18 protein-coding genes are annotated in these 22,357 nt (G+C 72.9%); 5 read left to right on the top strand and 13 right to left on the bottom strand.

From position 1 onward, the window contains the following. Positions 1 to 39: 39 nt before the first annotated feature. From MCBMB27_RS05670 to uvrA, 7 genes are all read right to left on the bottom strand, one after another. The gene (locus MCBMB27_RS05670; protein ID WP_075380034.1) at positions 40 to 1,242 is read right to left on the bottom strand and encodes a Zn-dependent hydrolase; all 1,203 of its coding nucleotides are present in this window, start codon (positions 1,240 to 1,242) and stop codon (positions 40 to 42) included. A gap of 50 nt (positions 1,243 to 1,292) precedes the next feature. After that, on the bottom strand, positions 1,293 to 2,720 hold the full coding sequence (trmFO, locus tag MCBMB27_RS05665; protein WP_043345618.1) for a methylenetetrahydrofolate--tRNA-(uracil(54)-C(5))-methyltransferase (FADH(2)-oxidizing) TrmFO: 1,428 nt from the start codon (positions 2,718 to 2,720) through the stop codon (positions 1,293 to 1,295). An 89-nt stretch (positions 2,721 to 2,809) separates the two neighbouring features. Further along, complete coding sequence (locus MCBMB27_RS05660; protein WP_012318555.1) at positions 2,810 to 2,956, bottom strand: DUF1127 domain-containing protein; 147 nt, start codon at positions 2,954 to 2,956, stop codon at positions 2,810 to 2,812. Positions 2,957 to 3,239: 283 nt separating this feature from the next. Next, positions 3,240 to 3,509: a GCG_CRPN prefix-to-repeats domain-containing protein gene (locus MCBMB27_RS05655; RefSeq protein WP_043345620.1), complete on the bottom strand. Its 270-nt coding sequence runs from the start codon at positions 3,507 to 3,509 to the stop codon at positions 3,240 to 3,242. Positions 3,510 to 3,697: 188 nt separating this feature from the next. Further along, complete coding sequence (locus MCBMB27_RS05650) at positions 3,698 to 4,672, bottom strand: S1C family serine protease (RefSeq protein WP_043345622.1); 975 nt, start codon at positions 4,670 to 4,672, stop codon at positions 3,698 to 3,700. A gap of 265 nt (positions 4,673 to 4,937) precedes the next feature. Beyond that, positions 4,938 to 5,918, bottom strand: coding sequence for a transporter (locus MCBMB27_RS05645; RefSeq protein WP_043345625.1), 981 nt, complete (start codon positions 5,916 to 5,918; stop codon positions 4,938 to 4,940). 686 nt (positions 5,919 to 6,604) lie between these two features. Continuing rightward, complete coding sequence (uvrA, locus tag MCBMB27_RS05640) at positions 6,605 to 9,724, bottom strand: excinuclease ABC subunit UvrA (RefSeq protein WP_075380033.1); 3,120 nt, start codon at positions 9,722 to 9,724, stop codon at positions 6,605 to 6,607. Positions 9,725 to 10,178: 454 nt separating this feature from the next. On the opposite strand from uvrA, the gene MCBMB27_RS05635 reads away from it, so the two are divergent. Next, the gene (locus tag MCBMB27_RS05635) at positions 10,179 to 11,360 is read left to right on the top strand and encodes an MFS transporter (RefSeq protein WP_053610468.1); all 1,182 of its coding nucleotides are present in this window, start codon (positions 10,179 to 10,181) and stop codon (positions 11,358 to 11,360) included. Positions 11,361 to 11,363: 3 nt separating this feature from the next. Here MCBMB27_RS05635 and MCBMB27_RS05630 read toward each other — a convergent pair whose 3' ends face one another. Continuing rightward, positions 11,364 to 11,789 (bottom strand): cupin domain-containing protein, encoded by a 426-nt coding sequence (locus MCBMB27_RS05630; RefSeq protein ID WP_053610489.1) that lies wholly within the window; start codon positions 11,787 to 11,789, stop codon positions 11,364 to 11,366. 781 nt (positions 11,790 to 12,570) lie between these two features. Between MCBMB27_RS05630 and MCBMB27_RS05625 the strand changes: the two genes are divergently transcribed. Continuing rightward, entirely contained in the window at positions 12,571 to 14,619 is a 2,049-nt protein-coding gene (locus tag MCBMB27_RS05625) for a methyl-accepting chemotaxis protein (protein ID WP_053610469.1), read from the top strand. Positions 14,620 to 14,897: 278 nt separating this feature from the next. On the opposite strand, the gene MCBMB27_RS05620 is transcribed toward MCBMB27_RS05625, so the two are convergent. Both MCBMB27_RS05620 and MCBMB27_RS05615 read right to left on the bottom strand, forming a co-directional pair. Further along, positions 14,898 to 15,137: a hypothetical protein gene (locus tag MCBMB27_RS05620; protein ID WP_085987657.1), complete on the bottom strand. Its 240-nt coding sequence runs from the start codon at positions 15,135 to 15,137 to the stop codon at positions 14,898 to 14,900. Between the two features lie 169 nt (positions 15,138 to 15,306). Further along, positions 15,307 to 16,164, bottom strand: a complete 858-nt coding sequence (locus MCBMB27_RS05615; protein WP_043385906.1) for a TrmH family RNA methyltransferase — start codon at positions 16,162 to 16,164, stop codon at positions 15,307 to 15,309. Positions 16,165 to 16,978: 814 nt separating this feature from the next. On the opposite strand from MCBMB27_RS05615, the gene MCBMB27_RS05610 reads away from it, so the two are divergent. The 3 genes from MCBMB27_RS05610 (at position 16,979) to MCBMB27_RS05600 (ending at position 19,270) form a co-directional block, all read left to right on the top strand. Beyond that, positions 16,979 to 18,073 carry a replication protein RepA gene (locus MCBMB27_RS05610; protein ID WP_043385909.1) on the top strand — a complete coding sequence of 365 codons (1,095 nt, stop codon included), beginning with the start codon at positions 16,979 to 16,981 and terminating at the stop codon, positions 18,071 to 18,073. 118 nt (positions 18,074 to 18,191) lie between these two features. Then, positions 18,192 to 18,857 carry a hypothetical protein gene (locus tag MCBMB27_RS05605; RefSeq protein ID WP_043756715.1) on the top strand — a complete coding sequence of 222 codons (666 nt, stop codon included), beginning with the start codon at positions 18,192 to 18,194 and terminating at the stop codon, positions 18,855 to 18,857. A 182-nt stretch (positions 18,858 to 19,039) separates the two neighbouring features. Next, positions 19,040 to 19,270, top strand: a complete 231-nt coding sequence (locus MCBMB27_RS05600; protein ID WP_043351523.1) for a hypothetical protein — start codon at positions 19,040 to 19,042, stop codon at positions 19,268 to 19,270. 49 nt (positions 19,271 to 19,319) lie between these two features. Here MCBMB27_RS05600 and MCBMB27_RS05595 read toward each other — a convergent pair whose 3' ends face one another. The 3 genes from MCBMB27_RS05595 to MCBMB27_RS05585 form a co-directional block, all read right to left on the bottom strand. Next, on the bottom strand, positions 19,320 to 19,685 hold the full coding sequence (locus tag MCBMB27_RS05595) for a hypothetical protein (RefSeq protein WP_075380032.1): 366 nt from the start codon (positions 19,683 to 19,685) through the stop codon (positions 19,320 to 19,322). Positions 19,686 to 20,104: 419 nt separating this feature from the next. Beyond that, positions 20,105 to 21,673: a SulP family inorganic anion transporter gene (locus MCBMB27_RS05590; RefSeq protein WP_236952912.1), complete on the bottom strand. Its 1,569-nt coding sequence runs from the start codon at positions 21,671 to 21,673 to the stop codon at positions 20,105 to 20,107. Positions 21,674 to 21,676: 3 nt separating this feature from the next. Further along, positions 21,677 to 22,354, bottom strand: coding sequence for a carbonic anhydrase (locus MCBMB27_RS05585; RefSeq protein ID WP_043385918.1), 678 nt, complete (start codon positions 22,352 to 22,354; stop codon positions 21,677 to 21,679). Positions 22,355 to 22,357 lie beyond the last annotated feature (3 nt).

Here is a 22,357-nt window from a genome sequence, read left to right as displayed (position 1 = left end):
CCTCCGGCCGATCGGCAGAGAGCCCGGGGCACGGTACGCTCACCCCGCCAGCACCCGGGCGGCCGCGTCCCCGAGCGCCCGCACCCCGAGGGCGAGGTCGGCGTCGCTCGTATCCTCCGCCCAATGGTGGCTGATGCCGTCGATCGAGGGCACGAACAGCATCGCGGCCGGCAGGATCCGGGCGACGTTCTGCGCGTCGTGTCCGGCCCCCGAGGGCATCACCTGCCATCCGCCGGGGCAGACCCGCTCGGCGGCCTCCGAGAGGGCGCGCATCAGGTCCGGGTCGCAAGGGGCGGGGATCGCCTTGGAGAGGGCCGTCAGCGTCGCCGGGCAGCGCTCGCGCCGGTTCGATTCGCGCACCAGCGCCTCCAGGCAGGCCTCCATCCGCTCCAGCACCGGCATCGCCACGTCGCGGAACTGGAAGAACACCTCCGCCCGGCCCGGGATGATGCTGAAGCCGCCGGGATCCAGGGTGATCCGCCCGGTGGTCCAGGTGCTGCGCGGGCCGCAGACCTTCGGAAACGCCCGGTCGATCGCCGCCAGGAACCGCACCGCCGAGAGGCCCGCGTCCCGGCGCTCCGCCATGGTGGTGCCGCCGGCATGGTCCTGGTTGCCCTCGAACACGATCCGGAACTGCCAGATCGCCACGATGCCGCTCACCACGCCGAGATGCAGGCCAGCGGATTCGAGCTGCGTGCCCTGCTCGATATGCATCTCCAGGAAGCCGCGGTAGCGGCCCGGATCGAGCCGCATCCGGGGCAGGCCGGCCAGGCCCGCGGCTTCGAGCGCCGCGCGCAGGGGGGTGCCGTCGGTGCGGTTGCGGGCTTCGTCGATCTCGGCCTCGGTCAGGTCGCCGATCGCCGAGCGGCTGCCCAGGAAACCGCCGGAGAAATGCCCCTCCTCGTCCGCGAAGGCGACGACGTCGACGGGCAGGCCGGCCCGGGCCAGCGCCACCCCGGCCACGACCCCGAGCGCCCCGTCGAGCCAGCCGGCCTCGTTCTGGGTCTCGATATGGCTGCCGACCAGGAGATGCGGGCCGGGGCCGCGGTGGCGCCCCAGCACGTTGCCGATCCCGTCGATGGAGGCCGCGAGCCCGCAGGCCTCCAGCTTGGCCATCAGCCAGCGGCGGGATTCCATGTCCTCGGGCGAGAAGGTCGGCCGGTGGACGCCGGTGCGGAACCGGCCGATCTCGCGCAGGGCGTACAGGTCGGCCAGGAAGGCGCGGGTGTCGATCTCGATCATGCGGGGCCCGGATGCTGGAGGGCGCCCCCCTGCAAGCCGCATGCGCCTTCCTATTCCGCCGCCGCAGGTCTCCAGTCCGCCGGCTGCGTCCCCGCCATCCAGGCGGCGAGGTCGGTCCGGGCCCGGTCGGTGAGCGCGCGCTTCTTCAGCGCGGCCTTCTCGGGCCCGCGCAGGCGCCGGCCGGTCTCGTTGCGGGGGGCCTGCGCGAGCGGCGGGAACAGGCCGAAATTGACGTTCATCGGCTGGAACGAGCGCGGGGCGTTGGCCTCGCCGTCCGCCGCGACGTGGCCGCCGGTGATGTGGGCGATGAGCGCGCCGAGGGCCGTCGTCTGGGGCAGGGGGGCGAGGGGCCGGCCGGCCGCCTCGGCGACGGCGAAGCGGCCGGCCATCAGCCCGACCGCGGCACTCTCCACGTAGCCCTCGCAGCCGGTGATCTGGCCGGCGAAGCGCAAGGCGGGCCGGGCCTTCAGCCGGAGGGTGGCGTCGAGGAGGCGCGGGCTGTCGAGATAGGTGTTGCGGTGCAGGCCCCCGAGGCGGGCGAACTCGGCCCGCTCCAGGCCGGGGATCGTGCGGAAGATCCGGACCTGCTCGGCATAGGTCAGCTTCGTCTGGAAGCCGACCATGTTGTAGAGGGTGCCCAGCGCGTTGTCCTGGCGCAGCTGCACGATCGCGCAGGGCTTGACCAGCGGGTCCCGCGGGTTGGTGAGCCCCACGGGCTTCATCGGGCCGTGGCGCAGGGTCTCGGGCCCGCGCTCGGCCATCACTTCGACGGGCAGGCAGCCGTCGAAATAGGGCGTGCCCTCCCATTGCTTGAACCCGATCTTCTCGCCCGCCACGAGGGCGGCCACGAAGGCGTCGTACTGCTCCCGGTTCATCGGGCAGTTAAGATAGTCCGCCCCCGTGCCGCCCGGCCCCGGCTTGTCGTAGCGGGACTGGAACCACGCCACCTCCATGTCGATCGAGTCGCGGTGGACGATGGGCGCGATGGCGTCGAAGAAGGCGAGGGATTCGGCCCCGGTAAGCCCCCGGATCCCCTCGGCGAGGGCGGGTGCGGTGAGCGGGCCGGTGGCGACGATGCAGGGGCCCCACGCCTCCGGCGGCAGCCCCTCGACCTCCCCGCGGACCAGGGTCACGTTGGGGTGCTGCTCCAGAGTCCGGGTCACCGCCGCGGAGAACCCCTCCCGGTCGACCGCCAGCGCCCCGCCCGCCGGCACTTGGTTGGCGTCGGCCGCCCGCATGATCAGCGAGCCGAGCGTGCGCATCTCCTGATGCAGCAGCCCGACCGCGTTGCCCTCCGGGTCGTCCGACCGGAAGGAATTCGAGCAGACGAGCTCGGCGAGCCCGTCGGTCTGATGGGCCTCGGTGCCGCGCACGGGGCGCATCTCGTGGAGCACGGCGCGATGGCCGGCCTCGGCCACCTGCCAGGCGGCCTCAGATCCGGCGAGGCCGCCGCCGACGATATGGATGGTCTGTGTCATGCCTGAAAATAGCGAAGGACCGCCGCCCGGATCAACGGGCAACGGTCCTTCACGGCGTTCGGCTCGGACGCTGGGATCAAACGCTGGGATCAGACGCGGGCGACGCCGCGGATCTCGCTGCGGTTGATGCCGAGATCGGCCAGGTCGCGGTCCGACAGGCGGGACAGCTGGGAAACGGTGTCGCGGTACCGGAGATAGGCGCGGACGCGGCTCAGGACGCTACGGGCGGCGGACATGGTGTGCTGTGACCTCTGTTCGAGCAGACGACGGCGCCTCATTGCGCATCGCTGCCTCTTGTTGGTGCAACGCACATATAATCCCGCCGCAGCGCAGCAGGAGTCGCAAGGTCAAGCATCAGACCTGCGGAAAGTGCATACCGGGCTTAAGAAACCGGCAAGGTTTCCAAATGGTCATTCTTTGTGCGCATGCAGGCCCCGGAAAGCCTCCCACAACGCGCGACGGGCGCCCCGCCGGTCGGCGGGACGCCCGTCATGCCGTTCGAATCGCCCGGCGCGAGGCTTAGTAGAACGGGCGCGGCCCGTAGAAGCCGTAGGGCCGGTAGAACGGCCGCGGCCGGTAATAGCCGCCATAGCCACCATAGTAGATCGGCCGCCGCCAGTATCCGTAGGGCCGGGGCCCCCAGTTCGGCCGGCAGATGCCCCAGGGATTCGGGTGGAAGCCGGGGCCGCAGCCCCCGGCCGCCTCGGCGGTGCCCGCGAGCCCGAGGCCGCCGGCGATCGCGGCGGCCATCACGAGCGCCTTCGCGCGCGGTGCGCTCAGAACCGTCATGACTGGATCTCCTCAACGCTTCCGGCGGATCGGGAGCCGGTCGTTGCAGATTCGACGCCGCCACCTGAACAGTCGCTGAGCCGTAAGTTGTGCCCGGTACAGGCCCAAGACGGCACCCAAGACGGCACCCGCGACGGCACCCGCGGCGACGCCGCCCGGAGCGCGACGGCTGCGCGCTCCGGGCGGCCTCAGTGCAGCGAGGGCGTGCGCAGGAACCGCTCCCGGTCTCCGGAGACGAGGGCGAGCTTCACGCCGCGCCCCTCGCGGCGGACCGTGAGGGGCACCCGCACCCCGGCCTCGCCGAGCGCCCAGACGCTGCGGAACAGGGCGGCGAGATCGGCCACCGGCTCGCCGGCCACCGCCTCGATCACGTCGCCGGCCTGGAGGCCGCCGGTCTCGGCCGGACCGTTATCGGCGAGGCCCATCACGACGATGCCCTCCTCGCTCTCGGTGGCGTAGAGGCCGAGCCAGGGGCGCGGCGGCCGGTTGGCCCGCCCGCGCGTGGCGAGGTCCTCGAGGATCGGCGTCAGCAGGTCGATGGGCACCACCATGTTGATCGGCCGCGCCGCGCCGGCGCCGCCCTGCTGCAGCTGCAGCGAGCCGATGCCGAGCAGGTCGCCCTGGGGACCGATCAGCGCGGTGCCGCCCCAATGCGGGTGCGCGGGGGCGGTGAACAGCGCCTCGTCGAGGACGTATTCCCAGTAGCCGGCGAATTCCTGCCGGGCCACGACCTCGACGGCGACGCAGCGCTGGCGCCCGCCCGCCCCCGCCAGCACGGCCCGGTCGCCGGTCTTCAGCCCGGCCGAGCGGCCGAGCGGAAGGGCCGGCACGCCGAGATCGCCGAGCGCCTGGACCAGGCCGAAGCCCGTGGCGGCGTCGAAGCCGAGGACGTGGCCGGGCACCGAGCGGCCGTCCCGGGTGGTGAGCCAGACGCTCTCGGCCTCGGTGACGAGGTAGCCGATGGTGAGCACGAGACCGTCCTCGCGGATCACCACGCCGTTGCCGGCGCGCTCGGTGCCGAGCGTCTCGGCGGTGAACGCGCTCTCCGGGATCCGCGCCGACAGGGCCAGCACGGCCGAGAGCGCCCGGTCGAGGTCGTAGCCGTAATCCGCGGGCCTGGGCTGGGCCTGCGCGGGGATCTTCCACTCGCCCTGCGTCGCCATGACTTTCCTTCGGCTCGTCCGCCTGCGCTCCGGTCGGCGCCGGAGCCGCGCCATCGGCACACCATAGGATGTCAGCGCCGCCCGCGTCACCCGCGGTCGGTTGCGACCCATGGAACGGGCCCGTTCGGGGCGGCCCGCGGCGGGGCCGGCACAACAAAAAACCGCCCGGCGGTGCCGGGCGGCGCGCCGTCCCGGAGGACGGCCTGTCGGAGATCCGGGCGCCCCCGCCGCGCGGCGGCGGGGAGCCCGGTGTCTCGGGTTGGTCTCAGTACTTGCGGACCAGGGCCGCCGGGACCGGCGAGGCGGCCGGGGCCGGCGAGTAGAGCGGCACGATGAACCGGATCCAGCCGTCGGTGGAGTAGTTGTCGCGGGTGCGGCCGAAGGCGTTGGTGTACTGCGCGCCGGTCACGACGTCGCGGGCGACGTAGGCCTGGACGGTGAAGATCTTGAAGTCGTAGCCGACGAGGCCGCCGATGGCGAAGCGGCCGCGGTTGCCGGCCGCCGCGCTGGCCTGGCTGATGTCGAAGTTGTAGGTGCCGTAGGCGATCGGGCCGATCTCGAAGTTGCCGAACTTCTTCGTCGCGGTGAGGTCGAAGTTCAGGGCGTCCGAGAGGCGGATCGGGCCGATGGCGGCGCCGACCTGGCCGGGGAAGCGGCCGGGCGAGTCGTAGATGTTGGCGGTCAGGTTGGCGGTGATGTTCCAGCCGTCACCGGTGTAGCTGCCGGCGATGCCGAAGCGGTAGGTGTTGGAGGAGAGCTGCGGCAGGACCGGGGTGGCCGTCGTGCCGTTCGCGGTGATGATCGAGCCGCGGTCGCCGTTCAGGTCGTTCAGGTAGGCGCCGCCGAGCAAGCTGACGCCGAAGTTGTTGCCGAGGTCGAAGGCCCAGATGCCGCCGACGAAGGTGCCGACGTTGATCGAGATGTCCTTGTTGCGCACGCCCGCCGGGTTGCGGGTGAAGGCGAACACGGTCGGGGGCGCCACGAGCAGCTCGACGCGGCCGCCGAACGGCACGAACGGGGTCGACCAGACCAGGACCGGGATGTTGACGGCCGTGTCGGGCGAGTTTGGCGCGTCGGTGCGGCGGTAGGTGAACGTGTTGATCGCGTAGAGGCCTTCCGGCAGCGGCGCGCCGACGGCGAGGCCGACCTGCTCGCCGGGAACCGTGGTGGTCTGCGCCTGCGCGATCGTCGAGGTCATGCCGACCGTGAGCGCGACCGCGCCGGCCGCGAGCCAGTTCTTCATCATTTTCTCATTCCTTCCCAAGGTCCCACGGCTTCCGTCCCGCATTCGGCACTTCCTTGCCGGTCTGCTCGCCAATCGCGGCTGCCGGCTTCGGACCTACCGAGCGCCCCCACGGAGCCTGCCCGTCTCAACGTCTGCGACTATTCTACAGAGACCTGCGGAAAGACAGTGGAATGCTCGCCGAAACGCCACAACCGGCTGAACCGTTGCGCAAAAGCCGCATTTTTGCGGCGATGCAACACTGTCCACAGACCCGGCCCAAACGGGGGGGTCCGGCAAAATATCGTTGAATGGTCAAGCTGTTGTCGCGCCGGGGCACGGGAGAATCCGGCAAGGTCGGGGAGGTGATCGGGCAGGCCGCCGGGCGGGCCGCCCGGCCGGGATACGGACCGGAATCCGGCTTCGAACCGGCCCGCGGCTGGCCCGAACCGGCGCCCCGCGGCTCGAATCACCGCCCGGCCGGGCGGATATGCGGACGGCACCCGGCAGAAACTGCCGCGCCGGCCTGCGATCGCGCCGGTCCGAACCGCCTGCCTCCTCCCGTCGGGCTCGCGGATTCGCGCGTCCCCGCCCGGAGGGGCCGATCCTCCGGGGCCGCGCGTCCCGCCCGTCCTGTGTGGGGGAGGGCCCGCGGCCGGCCCTGTCGCCGGTGCGTCCGACGCCGCCGCTTACCCGGAAGGTTTGGCGCGCTACTCGGCGGCGCGGCCTCGGCGCGCGGGCGCCGCGGGGCGCCGCTCCAGCACCTCGCGCAGGAACCGGCCGGTATGGCTGGCCTTGGAGCGTGCGATCTCTTCCGGCGTGCCCTGCGCCACGACCCGGCCGCCGCCGTCGCCGCCCTCGGGACCCATGTCGATCACCCAGTCGGCGGTCTTGATCACTTCGAGGTTGTGCTCGATCACCACCACGGTGTTGCCCTGGTCGACCAGCTCGTGGAGCACCTCCATGAGCTTGGCGACGTCGTGGAAGTGCAGGCCGGTGGTCGGCTCGTCGAGGATGTAGAGGGTGCGCCCCGTGGCGCGCTTCGACAGCTCCTTGGAGAGCTTCACCCGCTGTGCCTCGCCCCCCGACAGGGTCGTGGCCTGCTGACCGACATGGACGTAGTGCAGGCCGACCCGCTTCAGGGTCTCGAGCTTGTCGCGGATCGCCGGCACCGCCTTGAACAGCTCGGCCGCCTCCTCGACGGTGGAATCGAGCACGTCGGCGATGGACTTGGCCCGGTACTTCACCTCCAGGGTCTCGCGGTCGTAGCGCTTGCCCTTGCAGACGTCGCAGGTGACGTAGACGTCCGGCAGGAAGTGCATCTCGATCTTGATGACGCCGTCGCCCGAGCACGCCTCGCAGCGCCCGCCCTTGACGTTGAACGAGAAGCGGCCGGGCTGGTAGCCCCGTGCCTTGGCCTCCGGCAGGCCCGCGAACCAGTCGCGGATCGGCGTGAAGGCGCCGATATAGGTGGCGGGGTTCGAGCGCGGCGTGCGCCCGATCGGCGACTGGTCGATGTCGATGACCTTGTCGAGGTGCTCCAGCCCCTCCAGCCGTCCGTAGGGGGCCGGGTGCTCCAGGGCGCCGTTCAGCTTCTTGGCGATCGCCTTGTAGAGGGTGTCGATCACCAGGGTGGACTTGCCGCCCCCCGAGACGCCGGTGATGCAGGTGAAGGTGCCGAGCGGGATCTCGACATCGACATCCTTCAGATTGTTGCCCCGGGCGCCGAACAGGCCGAGCTTGCCCTTGCGGCCTTTTCGGCGCGCGGTCGGCGTGCGCACGGACATCTCGCCCGTGAGGTATTTCGCGGTGAGCGAGGCCGGGTTGGCCAGGACCTCGGCGGGAGTGCCCTGCGCGATGATCTCGCCACCGTGGATACCGGCGCCCGGGCCGACATCGACCACGTAATCGGCCTGCAGGATCGCGTCCTCGTCGTGCTCGACCACGATCACCGAATTGCCGAGGTCGCGCAGGCGCTTGAGCGTGCCGAGCAGCCGCTCGTTGTCGCGCTGGTGCAGGCCGATCGACGGCTCGTCCAGGACGTAGAGCACGCCGGTGAGGCCGGAGCCGATCTGCGAGGCCAGCCGGATGCGCTGGCTCTCGCCGCCCGAGAGGGAGCCGGAGCCGCGGGCGAGCGTCAGGTATTCGAGGCCGACATCCACCAGGAAGCTCAGCCGGTCGCGGATCTCCTTCAGGATCCGGACCGCGATCGCGTTCTGCTTCGCCGTCAGCTTCTCCGGCAGCTCCGAGAACCAGCGATGCGCCTCACTGACTGAGAGGGCCGTGACATCGGCAATGTCGGCCATGGCGACCTTCACGGCGAGCGCCTCGGGCTTCAGCCGCTTGCCGCCGCAGGCGGCGCAGGGCGTCTCGCTCATGAAGCGCCCGATCTCCTCCCGGACGGCGTCCGAGTCGCTCTCCTTGTAGCGGCGCTCCAGGTTCGGGATCACGCCCTCGAAGGGCTTGTTGACCGTGTACTTGCGCAACCCGTCGTCGTAGGCGAAGCGGATCGCCTGCTTGCCCGAGCCGTACAGCACGATGGCACGGGCCGTCTCCGACAGGCTCTGCCACGGGACGCTGGTCTTGAAGCCGAAATGCTCGGCCAGCGCCTCCAGGGTCTGGCCGTAATAGGGCGAGGTCGATTTCGCCCAGGGACCGACGGCGCCGCGCTTCAGGCTCAAAGCGGGATCGGAGATGACCAGCTCGGGGTCGATCCGCATCTCGTGGCCGATGCCGCTGCAGGTCGGGCAGGCGCCGAACGGGTTGTTGAACGAGAACAGCCGGGGCTCGATCTCCGCGATGGTGAAGCCCGAGACCGGGCAGGCGAAGCGCGACGAGAAGGTGATGGTCCGGGGCGTCTCGCCCTCGGGGGCATCCGCGAACACGACCTCCGCGATGCCATCGGCCAGCTCCAGGGCCGTCTCGAAGGACTCGGCCAGCCGCGAGCCGATATCGGCCCGGACCACGATGCGGTCGACCACCACGTCGATGTCGTGCTTGAACTTCTTGTCGAGCTTGGGCACGTCGTCGATGGCGTAGTATTCGCCGTTCACGCGCAGGCGCTGGAAGCCCTTCTTCTGGTACTCGGCGATTTCCTTGCGGTACTCGCCCTTGCGTCCGCGGACCACGGGCGCCAGCAGGTAGAGCCGGGTCTTCTCCGGCAATTCCAGCACCCGGTCGACCATCTGCTGGACGGTCTGGCTCTCGATCGGCAGGCCGGTGTCGGGCGAGTAGGGGATGCCGACCCGCGCCCAGAGCAGGCGCATGTAGTCGTAGATCTCGGTGACCGTCCCGACGGTGGAGCGGGGGTTCTTGGAGGTGGTCTTCTGCTCGATGGAGATCGCCGGCGACAGCCCGTCGATCTGGTCGACGTCGGGCTTCGACATCATCTCCAGGAACTGGCGGGCATAGGCCGAGAGCGACTCGACGTAGCGGCGCTGCCCCTCGGCGTAGATCGTGTCGAAGGCCAGCGACGACTTGCCCGAGCCCGACAGCCCGGTGAACACCACGAGCTTGTCCCGGGGGATCGTCAGGTCGACGTTCTTGAGGTTGTGCTCCCGGGCCCCCCGGACCGCGATGACCCGCCGGTCATGGGCGCTCGCCGGCGCGGCGTCGAACAGGGCCGCCAGCTTGGCGTCGATCGCGGCCTCGGCGGCCGCCCCAGGGCGGGCGGGCTTTTCGGACTTCGCGCGGGTCGGCTTGGGCTGCGGGGCCGGGGCGGCGGTGGCGGCTTTCGGAGCCTTGGACGCCGTCTGCGCGGCGGCTGTCGGGGCAGCTTGGGCGGCGCCGGCGCGGCTTGCGGCACGACTTCCAGCTTGGGCTTTGGCCATGAGGGCGGCGGTCTTTCGAGGCGTCGACGCAGTCGGATCGGATCCGGATCGGATTCGCGCGCGGGCCAGCCGCCGCTCCGACACATGTCGAGCCCGAGGGGGCCGACGGCAAGGTGGGGCCGGCGGGACGCAGGTCCGTCATGCGCCGCCCTTGCTAGAACGAAACGCGTACGGCGGCAACCGCTCGGCGAACGAGCCGCCGCCCTTGCGCGCGCGGCAAAGCGTTCCGGCAGCGCCCGAGCGGGCGTCCAAGCGGGCGTCCAAGCGGGCGTCCAAGCGGGCGCGCGAGGGCGCCTGCGAGGAACCGGGCAAGTCGCCGACGCATGGGGCCGCCGGTGTCCCCTCCGGGCGCGCGGCACGGCGCGCGCGACGACGGCCCGGTGTTGCACCGCGGGAACCGAGGCCCCACGTCGCCGGGATCCACCCTCGGACTCGACTCCATCGACAGGTGCCGATGCCAGCGCTCGACCTGACCGACCCGGTCGCCCTCGGCGGGGCGGGGGACCGGAATGCGGCCCGCGGACAGAGCGTGTCCACGCGGCTGCTGTTCCTGATCGTGGGCATCGCCAACGCCACCTGGGCGCCCCTGGTGCCGCTGGTGCAGGACCGCGCCGGCCTCGACGCGGCGGGGCTCGGCCTGCTGCTCCTCACCTTCGGCATCGGCTCGATCCTGGCGATGCCGAGCGCCGGGGCGGCGGCTTCGCGGCTCGGTTTCCGGCCGGTCCTGCTCGCCGGCACGCTGGCGATCGGCCTCGCCCTGCCGGTGCTGGCCGTGGGCGATGGGCTCGTGGAGCTCACCCTGGCGCTGGTGCTGTTCGGCGCCGGGATGGGGGCGGTGGACTGCGTCATGAACCTGCAGGCCGTCGTGGTGGAGCGCGCCAGCGGGCGCCCGATGATGTCGGGCTTCCACGGCCTCTACAGTCTCGGCTGCATCCTGGGGGCGCTGATCGCCAGTGGCCTGCTGGCGGCCGGGCTCGGCGCGGGCCGGAGCGTGCTGCTCCTGGTCGCCGGGATCGCGGCCCTGTTCGCGGCCGCCTGGCCCGGGATCCTGCCGGCCGAGCGGGCAGGGGGGAGCGGAGGCCCCGCCTTCGCGCGCCCCCGGGGCGTCGTGCTGGTGCTGGGCCTGCTCTGCTTCGTGGTGTTCCTCACCGAGGGCTCGGCCCTCGACTGGAGCGCGGTGTTCCTGATCCAGCAGCGGGGCCTCGATCCGGCCTGGGCGGCGCTCGGCTACGCGGCCTTCTCGGTGACGATGACGGCCGGGCGCCTTGCCGGCGATCGGGTCGTGGCCCGGCTCGGGCGGCGGCCCGTGGTGGTCTTCGGCGGCCTCCTGGCGGCCGCCGGACTCGCGCTCTCGGTCCTGGTCCCGGCCTGGGAGGCGGCCCTCGCCGGCTACGCCCTGGTCGGGGCGGGCTGCGCCAACATCGTCCCGGTCCTGTTCACGGCGGCCGGCCGCCAGACCGCGATGCCCGCGCGCGTGGCGGTGCCGGCGGTGACGACGCTCGGCTATGCCGGGGTGCTGGCGGGCCCGGCGCTGATCGGCTTCGCCGCGCAGGCTTTGGGCCTGTCCGCCGCGCTCCTGCTCGTGGCGGCCCTGCTCCTCGCCGTGGCGGCGGCCGGGCGGTCCCTGCCGGTGTGAGGCTCACGCCTCGGCGTTGCGCGCCATGAAGGTGGCGGGGCTGCCGTCCTCCGGGTTCACGAAGACGATGTCGGTGGGCGCCCGCCGGGGGGTGTCGATCGCGAGGAACACCACCGGTTCCGCGGGATCGATCTCCGGCATGGCGTGGACCGTGCCCTTCTCGAAGACCAGGAGCTGACCGGGGCCGAATGCGGTCGCGGCGGCCGGGTCGCCCAGCCAGACCGTGCCCCGGCCCGACAGGCAGTAGAGGTACTCGTCGCAGGTGGCGTGGTAGTGCGGCGGAGTCGGCCGGTAGACCCGGAACACCCGGGCGCTCGCGGCCTCCCGGTTGGTCAGATAGGTGTCGACCAGGAGGGTCTGGGCGCTGCCGGGCAGCGCCGCCGCCAGCGCCGCCACGTCGAAGATGCCGGTCCCCGCCGCGTCCGCCATCGCCTCCGCCTCCGACATCACGTCCTCCTCACTCCGAAAACCGTCGCGCACGATCCTGTCCTCGGCCCGCCCGCTCTCGATCGGCGCCGGGGCACGCCGCGGGCTCGCGGGGTCGATCCCCCCGTCATGCTCACCCAGGGTGGTGCGCAGGCGCCCCGCGTCAACGCGGCGAGACAGCCCGTCGAGGCGTGCGCCCCGGCGGCGACGTCCTGCGGGCCGCCCATCCTGCGGGCCGCCCATCCTGCGGGCCGCCCATCGCGCGCCGGGACGGGAACGCCCGGGACCGCCACAGGCTCCGGCGCTTGCGGAGCCGGAAATCAGCCGCTCCGGGTCGTCGATCGGGGTGACGAGAGCGACGATCCCGGCCCGGGGGGCGGCGGTGGCGGAGACGACGCGGGCCGGGGCGCGGAAGGGCGCAGCTGTCGCCCTCCGCTGGAGAGGACCCGGCGGTTCAGGGCGCTCCGGCGGCGGCGGTCCCGCATGACCCGGCGCAGGGTCACGATCCCGCGCCCCGCAATAGAACCGGGGGAGCGAATTCCCCGGACGGCCTCCGCCGAAGTACCGCCGCTGATGAAAGACGGCCCGCCCCCGCACGGGCGATCCCCGGAACCGATGATCCCCGCGCTGAAGACCTGGCAAACCTGCACACCGACAGCGCCGCCCCGACCGAAACTGCCATCCGATCAGGCAGAGCTGCACCGAATCCGGGCAGGTCAACATAACCAGATCTTTATGACCTGCGGCCAAGCTCCGTTCTGTTCTCCGAGATGTCCTGCCGCCGATGATCCTCCTCTCCTCGCTTCGCGCCCGGATCCTGGTCGTGGCGCTCGCCCCCAGCCTCGCCTTCGCGGGGGCCGCCGGCTGGACGGTGTCCGACCAGTGGGCGCGGCGCGCCGAGATGGACCGGGTGGAGAGCCTCGTCGGCCTCGCCTCGCGGATCAGCGCCTTCGTGCATGAGGCCCAGCGCGAGCGCGGCGCCTCCAGCCTGTTCCTGGGCGCGAAGGGCGCACAGTTCGGGCCCGAACTCGCCGCCCAGCGCGTGCGCACCGACGCGGCTCTCGCAGACCTTCCCGGGGCGATGGCGGCGGCCACGCAGTACGGCCCGGCCTTCGCGGCGCGCGGCGCGGGTTTCGGCCAGGCGCTCGCCGGGCTCGCCGACCAGCGGCTGGCGGTGGATGCCCTGACGGCCGGCGTCCCCCAGGCGGCCGGCTACTACACCGGCCTGATCGGCGAGGGGCTCGGGCTCGTGCGGGCGATGGGCGGGGCGATCGACGAGGCCGGCCTCGCCGCCCGGGCGAACGCCTACGCGGCCTTCCTGGCCATGAAGGAAGCCGCCGGCCAGGAGCGGGCCGCCGCCTCGGCGGTCTTCGCCTCCGGCAACCTGGACCTCGCGGCCGCGCGCCGGCTCGCCACCCTCTCGGCCGAGCAGGCGACCTATGCGGGCCTGTTCCGGGCCGGGGCCGAGGCCGCCCAGACGACCCTGCTCGACGCCGCCGAGGCGACCGAGCCGGCCCGGGCGGTCGCGCGCCTGCGCAGGATCGCCCAGGAAACGATGCCGGGGACGCCGCTCGCCTTCCGCGACGCGCCTTCCTGGTTCGGCCTCGCCACGCAGCGCATCGATGCCCTGAAGGGCGTGGAGGACCGGCTCACCGCCGATCTGGAGGCCGCCGCCGGCGCCCTGCGCGCCCGGGCGGACCGGATGCTGACCCTCTGGATCGCCGGAGGCCTCGCCCTGTTCGCCCTCTCGGCCGGCCTCGCGGTCTGGCTCGGCACCGCGATCGCGCGCCCCCTCGCCCGGATGGCGCAGGTTCTGACCGCGATCGGCCGGGACCAGGGGACGGCCGATCTGGCGATCCCGTCGGGGGGCCCGCGGGAGGTCCGGGCGATCGCCGCCGCCGCCGTCGCCTTCCGCGACAGCGTCGCCGAGCGTCGCGCCGCCCGGGCCGCGCAGGAGCGGCTCGCCGCCGAGGCGAGTGCCGCGCAGCGCGCCGCCGCCCTGGGCCTCGCCGACAGCTTCGAGCGCCAGGTCGGCGGCATCGTCGCGGCCGTCTCGGCGGCCGCCGCCCAGCTGGAGGCCTCCGCGCACGGCATGGCCCGGACCGCGCAGGACACCACGGATCTCAGCCGGACGGTGGCCGGATCCGCCGATTCGGCCGCGCGCTCGGCCGACACGGTGGCGGCGGCCACCGAGGAACTCACCGCCTCGGTCCGGGAGATCGGCGTACAGGTGGGGGCCTCGGCCGACCTCGCCGCCGCCGCGACCCGGGACGCGGACGGGACCGCCAGCGAGGTGCACCGTCTCGCCCAGGCGGCCGGGAGCATCGGGGAGATCGTCGCGATCATCTCGCAGATCGCCGGTCAGACCAACCTGCTGGCGCTCAACGCCACGATCGAGGCCGCCCGCGCCGGCGAGGCGGGCCGCGGCTTCGCGGTGGTCGCCGCCGAGGTCAAGGACCTCGCCACCCAGACCAGCCGGGCCACCGAGGAGATCGCCGCCAAGGTCGCCGAGATCACCGGCTCGACGGAGGCCTCGGTCCGGTCCATCGGCAGCATCACCGAGGTGATTCGCAACCTCGCCCGGATCGGGGCCGAGATCGCCGCCATGGTCGAGGAGCAGGGCGCCGCCACCGCGGAAATCGCCCGGACCACCGCCCAGACCTCGCAGGACACCCGCGGGGTCTCGGGGCACATGGCGGGCGTCGGCGAGGCCGCCGCCGCGGCCAGCCGGGGCTCCGAACAGGTGCTGCGGGCAGCAGGGGACCTGTCCCGCCAAGCGAGCGACCTGCGGGAGGCCGCGGAGGGCTTCCTCACCCGGATCCGGGCGGCTTGAGCCGGGGCTTCCGAAGGGCGCGCCCTCGGACGGGGTGTCGGGGCGGCGCCCCGGCGTCACCGGGCCATGCCCGACGGCAGGGCACCCCCTGCACCCGCGAAGGGTCCCGGCGCCTTCGAATCCGGGATCTGTCGTGGGTCCTGCCGCGGCCCAACGCCGGGACGCCCCGCGCCCTCAGTGCACGCCGGCCTCCGGAACCGTGCCGGAAGGTCAGGAGCGCCACATCGATCTGGCCGAGGCGGTGAGCGCGCGGATCCGGCGCGGCCGAATCGGCGGGCTCAGTCGGGAATCGCGAACCCGATCGACAGGCACAGGGCCGCGACGGCCGTCAGCGCCACGGCGGCCTGACGGACCTGATGCCAGCGCGCGCTGCGCGCGCGCTCCTCCGGGCTGGCGCCCAGCTGCAGCTCGTCGTCGAAGCCCCTCACGAAGGATTCGAAACTCGGAAAGGCACGCCGCGCGAGCCAAGTCCATACGCCGACAGCGACCAGGCCGACGGCCCAGCCGCCATAGGTCATCACATCGTCCAGCATCCGGACGCAGCCTTCCAGCCTACGCCCCCCTCATCCGCAACTCTACGGGAAGTTGCGGAAACTGCCTAGTCGGAAGAGGGGCTTCCGGCGCCGGTTCCGTGTTTCCGAACGTGTCTCGACCGGGCCGTCGGTCCGCGTCGCGGTCAGGTCGCGGTCAGGTCTCGGTCCGGCCGAGGGCGTAGAGGGTGATGGCGGCGGCGTTCGAGACGTTGAGGCTGCGGATCGCCCCCGCGAAGGGGATCCGCGCCAGCAGGTCGCAGCAGCTCCGGGTGCGCTCGCGCAGCCCCTTGCCCTCGGCGCCCAGCACGATCACCAGCGGCCGGGCGACCGTCACGGCGTCGAGGCTTTCCGGCGCGTCGGAATCGAGGCCGACCCGGGTGAAGCCGCGTTCCCCCAGGGCGATCAGCGCCTCGGCGAGGTTCCGGACGGTCACGAACGGCACGTGCTCCAGGCCGCCGGAGGCGGATTTCGCCAGGACCCCGGTTGCGCCCGGAGCGTGGCGCGCCGTGGTGACGATCCCCGCCACCCCGAAGGCCGCGGCGGTGCGGACGATCGCCCCGACATTGTGCGGGTCGGTGATCTGGTCGAGCGCCAGCAGCAGCGCGTCGGCGGGCAGATCGTCGAGCCCCGGGGCGGGCAGGGGCTCGGCCTCGAGATACAGTCCCTGGTGGACGGCGTCCGGTCCGAGCAGGCGGCCGATCTCGCTCGGCCGGACCAGTTCCGGGGTGATCCGCAAGGCGCCGCCGAACTCCGCCTCCAGCCGCGCCGCCGCGTTCTCGGTGGCGAGCAGCCGCTGCAGGCCGCGCTGCGCATTGCCCAGGGCCTGAACCACGGGATGCCAGCCATAGAGCACGGCCGGCCCGTCGCCGTCCGCCTCCCGCTGGCGGCCCGCCGCGCCGGGACGGCTGCCGGGGCGGTTGCCGGGCCGCAGAGCCGGACGTCGGGGCCCGTGCGGGCGATTCGGGGCGGGGCGACCGCCGGACGGACGGCCGTCATCGCGGCGGTCCGTCATCGGGATTCGATCGGAAAGGGAGGCATCGGCACGCTCTTCATCTGAGGGCCCTCTGGGACGGCTCCGAGAAACCGGGCGGCATCGTCCGCGTCAAGCCGCCATCGCGGGGATCGCGACGGTCCCCGTGACGAAGCCGGCCGGCCCGCCGCCATCCAGGCTCTGCGGATCGTCAAGCGGCGACGGCGGCAATTCGAGGGAATGTGGAAAACCACCATACATTCCCTTCGTACCCTGTGCGCTTCCGGTGCGGTCAGGGTTCGTTCGTCAGAACGAACAGGCTCTCCGCCACTAGGAAGATTATCTGGAAGAGTCTTTCAGAGAGTCAGTTCGGCAAGTTATATGCAGTCCGAAATTCCTCATTCTGGCCATGGGGTTGATGTGGTTTTGCGCATCCGACTCTGCGTGGGTGCGCATCGAACTCTGCGCGGCCGCGTATCGGATTCTGCGCCGGACCGGCGACCTGGCGTATCGGAATCTGCGCGGCGGCGTATCGGATTCGGCGGGGATTCCGGCCCGCGCCGGTGGATAACGGGGACGGAACGCGGGCGGGTGGGCGTATCGAACTCTGCGTGGGATCGGGCGGCGGACGGACCCCGTATCGAACTCTGCGTCGCGCGGGGCCGGAGGGGGGCCGCGGTCACCCGGCCCCGGTCATGCGCCTGCATTCGGGGGCGGGCCGGGAGTGGGGAAGCGTGGATTGCCGGGACAAGCCCGATCGAACCGGGTCCGCGGCGTCCGAATCGTGGCATGGCAGGATCGGGCCGTTCTCCCGTTCGCCGGACGAACGCGCCCCTGTGCCGCGGACCGAGGGGCGATGAGCATCGAGGAGAAGATCGCCGGGATCCACGACCCGGACCTGCAGGCCGAGATCGAGGCGGCGCGCGGCGGCTTTCTGTTCGCGCAGATCGTGGAGCACGTGCTCCACCGTCAGCGCGAGCGCGATGCCCAGGCCGCCCTCCTGGGTGAGGAGGAGAGCCGCCGGGCCGGCCTGTCGCGCGACCAGCGCCGCCGCGACGCGGTGCGCCTCGTGATCGAGAGCGAGCCGGCGCTCCCGTCGAGCCTCCAGCACATCCATTCGGTCCTGGCGCTGTGCGGCCTGCCCTACCGCGACCCCGGGCCGGTGCGCGAATTCTCCCGCAGCTACGGGCGCAACTCCCTCAGCCTGATCGCCGGCCGGATCAAGGATCCGGAGACGGGCGCCTTCGAGCCCCAGGGGCTGCCCTACGGCCCGAAGGCCCGGCTGGTCTTGCTGCACCTCTGCACCGAGGCCGTGCGCCAGCGCAGCCCCACCGTGAAGGTGGCCGAGACCCTGTCGGGCTTCATGCGCGAGATGGGCTTCGCGGTCACGGGGGGCGAGCGCGGCACCATCCGCCAGTTCAAGGAGCAGCTGAACCGGCTGGCCGCCTGCTCCATGCAGATCGGCCTCTGGGACGGGCGCGACAGCGCCACCACCCTCAACGTTCCGCCGTTCCGCAGCCTGGAACTGTGGCGCCCCCGCGCCGGCGAGGGGGCCGACGAGGCGGGGCGCACGGTGCGCTTCGACCCCGAATTCTACGAGACCCTGATCCGGCACGCCCTGCCGGTGGACGTGCGGGCGGCCCGGGCCTTCTCGGGCTCGGCGCGCAAGCTCGACCTGCTGTTCTGGACCGGCTACCGCCTGCGGTCGCTGCAGCGCCCGCTCCGCCTGACCTGGGCCAACCTCCACGCGCAGTTCGGCGCCGAGAACGCCTCGATCCGCAGCTTCCGGCAGGCGTTCAAGGCGGATCTCGCGCATCTGCGCGAGGTCTTCCCGCGGCTGCCGCTGGTCCTCGACGAGGGCGGCCTGACCCTGCATCCGGCCGATCCGAGCACGCTGCTCGTGCCGCCCAGGCCGGCCGCCAAGGGAATGCGGAAGCGGGCGAGGGAATAAGGCTCGCCGGATGGAATATTCCGACCGTCGCTCAGGCGGGACGGAATATTCCGATCTAGAGCATTCCCACCGGTGCTGAGAACGGGTAGATGTTCCCTCAGGTCGGAGGGACCATCGCGTGGGCCTGTCGGAATCCGAGATCGAGGCGCGGCTCGCCGCGTTGCGGCGCCAGCGCGAGGCCCTCGACCGGCAGATCGCCGACCTCGTGCTCTACCTCGAACTCGGCCGCCGCCTGGGAGCCGCCGGATCCGGGGCGAGGGCGGCATCGGATCCGGTCCCCGAGCCGGGGGCGCGCCTTCGCGGAGACCCGGCCGACGATCCGGCGCTGGGGGACCCGGGCGTGCCGGGGGATCGGTCCGGACCGGCGGCGGAGGATTCCGGCGCGCCGCGCGGACGACGGGGGGCGGAAGCCCGTCCGGAAGTGCGTCCGGAGGCGCGTCCCGTGGTCCGGACCGATGCCGCCGGCGCCCGCGGCGCCATCCCGCCGGCCATCGCCTTCACGGAGGATGCCGCCGGCGCCCGCCGCTACGGCCGGGCCGTGGTGGAGGCGGCCTGCGCGGCGATCGGGCGCGCGGGCCGGCCGCTGCACGCGGCCGAGATCCTGGAGGTGCTCGTCGGGCAGGGCTTCACCCTGCCCGGCCGGGATCCGGTGGCGGCCCTCAACACGCGGCTGTGGAAGCGGTCCGGGCCGGGCGGGCCCCTGAGCCGGGTCGGTGAGGCCACCTACGCCCTGGCGCCGCCGGATCCGGAACCCGCCCGAGGGGGCCCGGTCACGCAGACGTGACGCCCGGCCGGGTCGCCCGCGCCCGCATGTTCGGGCACGCCGGCCGGCGCGGACGACCGCCTGCGGGTCAAGCCGGGCATCGGCAGCCTCAGCCGGGGAGGGCGTGCCATGGACACGGACATGAACACCGTCATGGACCCGATCGGCGTGATCGGCCGGCATCGGACGACCGGGACGCCGCGATGACGGCGGCCTTCGCGACGCCGGCCGCGCAGGTGTGCATTTTCCTTCTCGGCTGCGCGGTGATCCACGCCGCCCGCGCCCATGCGGATCTGATCACGCGGCCGCTCGCGGTCGCGGCCGTCGCAGCGGCCGTGCTGGTCCTCCTCGTCGCCTCCCTCGTCGCTTCTCGCGACCAAGCCCCGGAGGACGGCGAGACCTTCGACGCGGTCGCGGTCTACGGGGCCTCCTGAGCCGGCGACCGGGTCCGGGGCAGAGCCCGGCACGGCCCGGGCGGACCGATCAATTGACGAGGCAGAAGCCGAGACCGGTGCCGACCCGCCGCTCCTGCGCGCACCACGGCTTGGGCGTGGCGGACGGGGCCTTCAGGCTGGCGGTCGTCTGCGCGGCGTCGGCCGCGGTGCTGCGGAGCGCGAGGCTGCCGGGGGGCGTCGGGACCGGGTCGGGACGGGCCGCGTCCGGATCGGGAACGGATCCCAGGCGCAGTCCCGGCGCCACCCCGCCGTCCGGCATCGGGACGGGGGGGCTCGCCGCCACCGGCTGGGCGGGATCGGGCGGATGCAGCGTCGCAAGGCCGGGCATGTCCTGCGCCGCCGCGGCGCCGCACAGGACCAGGCATGCGGCCGAAGCCGCGAGGAACCTGATCATCGACGAAGCTCCTGACGAGTACCATTCCGCGGCCGATCCCGCGCAGCGGGCCTGCCGTAGCGGCGAGTCTGGCGGTCCGCCCGTTAAGGGGGCGCGAAGATTCAGGATTAACCGGTTGTGAAAACGATGGAATTCCGGGTTCCGACGAACCCGGGCGGCTCCCGGCCCGCGTCGGGACGGACCGGAAGGCGGCCCCGTCGACCGGTTGCCGCGACCGTCTGCCGCGACGCGGACAGGCCCGGGGGCGCCGTCCGCTCGGATCCGCGTGGAAACGTCGGGGCGCCGCCGCAGGACCCACGGTCCCGCCTTCGGATCCCGCCCGGACCCCGCCCGCCCCGCGTCCGCTTCGGGCCCGCGTCCGAACGGCCTGCTCCGACGCGCCCTGTGCCGAAGGGTCTGCCCCTTCGGCACAGGGCTTCCTAGTGGGCCGGGGCCGCCACCGCGGCGGCGAGCCGGTCGTGCGGGACTCCCGACCCGCCGACCACGGCGATCCGGCTGCCGGCGGCGCTGCGCCGGCTCGCCCAGTCGCCGATCATCTCCAGGCAGGTGTGGTCGATGGCCGCGAGGTTGTCGGTGGCGAGGCGGACCTCGCCGCCCTCGGGGGTACGCTCCAGGGCCGCCGTGAGGCTCGGAAGCTGCAGGAAGGTCGCCGCCCCCGACAGGCGCAGCTCCGGCACGCCGGGCACCTCCGGGGCCGCCGCGTGCTCGATCCGGAGCCGGCCCTTGCGCAGGCTCGGCAGGGCCTGGATGAGGCTCAGGGCGAGGCCCGTGAGCACGCCGGAGAGCAGGTCCACCGCCACCACGGTGGCCATCGTGGCCAGCCAGATCGCGGCGGTCAGCCAGCCGTAGCGGGCCTGCAGGTGCAGGGCGTGGGCCGGGCTCGCCAGTCGCCAGCCGGTGACCACCAGGATGCCGGCAAGGCTCGCCGTCGGCACCAGGGCGAGCAGCCAGGGCAGGGCGAGCAGGAAGGCCAGGATCCAGGTCCCGTGCATCACCGTGGCGGCCCGGCTCACCGCCCCCGCCTGGACGTTGGCCGAGGAGCGTACGATCACCCCGGTCATCGGCAGCGCGCCGAGGAGTCCGCAGATCAGGTTGCCGATGCCCTGGGCGCCGAGCTCCCGGTCAAAGCGGGTGCGGGGGCCGTCGTGCATCCGGTCGACAGCGGCCGCCGAGAGCAGGCTCTCGGCGCTGGCGATCACCGCGATGACCAGGGCCATGATCAGGATCTCGGCCTCGGCGAGGCGCGCCCAGGCCTCGGCCCCCGGCAGGGCGAGTCCGGAGAAGAGCGCCTCCGGCACCGCCACGCGCTTGACGGCGAAGCCACCGAGGCCGGCCGCCAGGCTGCCCGCCAGCACGCCGACGAGCGCCCCGGGCAGGAGCCGGAGCCGCGCCGGGCGCAGCCGCTCCCAGGCGATCATCGCCGCGATGGTGAACCCGCCGACGATCACGGCGCCGGTGCGGTCGCCCGTGCCGGTGACGAAGTCGAAGAACGCGGCCGGGATCGCCACGAGGTTGTCCAGGCCGCTCGCCCGGGGGAGGGCGTCGGTCAGGACGTGGATCTGGGCCAGGACGATCAGGATCCCGATGCCGGCCAGCATGCCGTGCACCACGGCCGGCGAGATCGCCCGGAACCAGCCGCCGATCCGCAGGGCGCCGGCGGCGAGCTGGACGAGGCCCGCCACCACCAGGACCGGGCCGAGGGCGTCGAGCCCGTGCGCCTGCACGAACCCGTACACGATCACCGCGAGCCCCGCGGCGGGCCCGCTGACCTGGAGCGGCGAGCCCGCGATGAGGCCGACCACGATGCCGCCGACGATGCCGGTGACGAGACCGCGTTCCGGCGGTACGCCGGACGCGATGGCGATGCCCATGCACAGGGGCAGCGCCACCAGGAAGACCACAACGGAGGCGGGCAGGTCCCGGGCGAGGTTCGTCCGGATGGCGCCGCCCGGGGCGAGGACGGCGGTCAGGCTGCTGGGGATCCGCATGGGTCAGGCCGCCTGCAGGCGGCTGCCGGTGGAGGAATCCTGCGCCACGGGCATGTCGGCCCCGGCGATCGGCCGGAAGCGCCCGTTCGCGCCGTCATAGGCCAGGAGGGCACCGGTCTCGATCTCGAAGAACCAGCCGTGCAGCCGCAGGGACCCCTTGGCGAGGGCGGCGGCGACGCTCGGATGGGTGCGCAGGTTGGCGAGCTGGACCACCACGTTCTCCAGGGCCAGGGCGTGGTGACGGGCCTGCGCGTCCATCCCCTCGGGATAGGCCTCGCAGACGATCCGCTCGGCGGCCTCGGCGTGGCGCAGCCAGGACGCGACACTGGGCATCCGCTTGAGCAGATCCCGGTTCATCAGCCCCTTCATGGCGCCGCAATCGGAATGGCCGCAGACCACGATGTCGCGCACGCCCAGCGCCACCACGGCATACTCGATCGCCGAGGAGACGCCGCCGACCACGTCGGAGGCCGGGGGCACGATGTTGCCGGCGTTGCGGCAGACGAACAGGTCCCCCGGCCCCGCCTGGGTGATGTGCTCGGGCGAGACCCGGGAATCCGCGCAGGCGATGATCAGCGCGCTCGGCTGCTGACCGTCGCGCACGAGCTGCTGGTACATCTGCCGCTGTCCGGGAAAGACGTTGCCCTGGAAGCTGGCGATGCCCTGGATGATGTTGTTCATGAA

Source organism: Methylobacterium phyllosphaerae, from assembly GCF_001936175.1.
Classification (GTDB): Bacteria; Pseudomonadota; Alphaproteobacteria; order Rhizobiales; family Beijerinckiaceae; genus Methylobacterium; species Methylobacterium fujisawaense.
This window is presented reverse-complemented; position numbering and strand designations above follow the sequence as displayed.

Bases quoted from the DNA above. Each gene is read 5' to 3' on its own strand.
- MCBMB27_RS05630 (WP_053610489.1), bottom strand. From the start codon at position 11,789: ATGGCGGACGCGGCGGGGACCGGCATCTTCGACGTGGCGGCGCTGGCG.
- uvrA (WP_075380033.1), bottom strand. From the start codon at position 9,724: ATGGCCAAAGCCCAAGCTGGAAGTCGTGCCGCAAGCCGCGCCGGCGCC.
- MCBMB27_RS05635 (WP_053610468.1), top strand. From the start codon at position 10,179: ATGCCAGCGCTCGACCTGACCGACCCGGTCGCCCTCGGCGGGGCGGGG.
- MCBMB27_RS05645 (WP_043345625.1), bottom strand. From the start codon at position 5,918: ATGATGAAGAACTGGCTCGCGGCCGGCGCGGTCGCGCTCACGGTCGGC.
- MCBMB27_RS05620 (WP_085987657.1), bottom strand. From the start codon at position 15,137: ATGACCTATGGCGGCTGGGCCGTCGGCCTGGTCGCTGTCGGCGTATGG.
- MCBMB27_RS05660 (WP_012318555.1), bottom strand. From the start codon at position 2,956: ATGTCCGCCGCCCGTAGCGTCCTGAGCCGCGTCCGCGCCTATCTCCGG.
- MCBMB27_RS05650 (WP_043345622.1), bottom strand. From the start codon at position 4,672: ATGGCGACGCAGGGCGAGTGGAAGATCCCCGCGCAGGCCCAGCCCAGG.
- trmFO (WP_043345618.1), bottom strand. From the start codon at position 2,720: ATGACACAGACCATCCATATCGTCGGCGGCGGCCTCGCCGGATCTGAG.
- MCBMB27_RS05625 (WP_053610469.1), top strand. From the start codon at position 12,571: ATGATCCTCCTCTCCTCGCTTCGCGCCCGGATCCTGGTCGTGGCGCTC.
- MCBMB27_RS05595 (WP_075380032.1), bottom strand. From the start codon at position 19,685: ATGATCAGGTTCCTCGCGGCTTCGGCCGCATGCCTGGTCCTGTGCGGC.
- MCBMB27_RS05600 (WP_043351523.1), top strand. From the start codon at position 19,040: ATGACGGCGGCCTTCGCGACGCCGGCCGCGCAGGTGTGCATTTTCCTT.
- MCBMB27_RS05655 (WP_043345620.1), bottom strand. From the start codon at position 3,509: ATGACGGTTCTGAGCGCACCGCGCGCGAAGGCGCTCGTGATGGCCGCC.
- MCBMB27_RS05610 (WP_043385909.1), top strand. From the start codon at position 16,979: ATGAGCATCGAGGAGAAGATCGCCGGGATCCACGACCCGGACCTGCAG.
- MCBMB27_RS05585 (WP_043385918.1), bottom strand. From the start codon at position 22,354: ATGAACAACATCATCCAGGGCATCGCCAGCTTCCAGGGCAACGTCTTT.
- MCBMB27_RS05670 (WP_075380034.1), bottom strand. From the start codon at position 1,242: ATGATCGAGATCGACACCCGCGCCTTCCTGGCCGACCTGTACGCCCTG.
- MCBMB27_RS05590 (WP_236952912.1), bottom strand. From the start codon at position 21,673: ATGCGGATCCCCAGCAGCCTGACCGCCGTCCTCGCCCCGGGCGGCGCC.
- MCBMB27_RS05615 (WP_043385906.1), bottom strand. From the start codon at position 16,164: ATGACGGACCGCCGCGATGACGGCCGTCCGTCCGGCGGTCGCCCCGCC.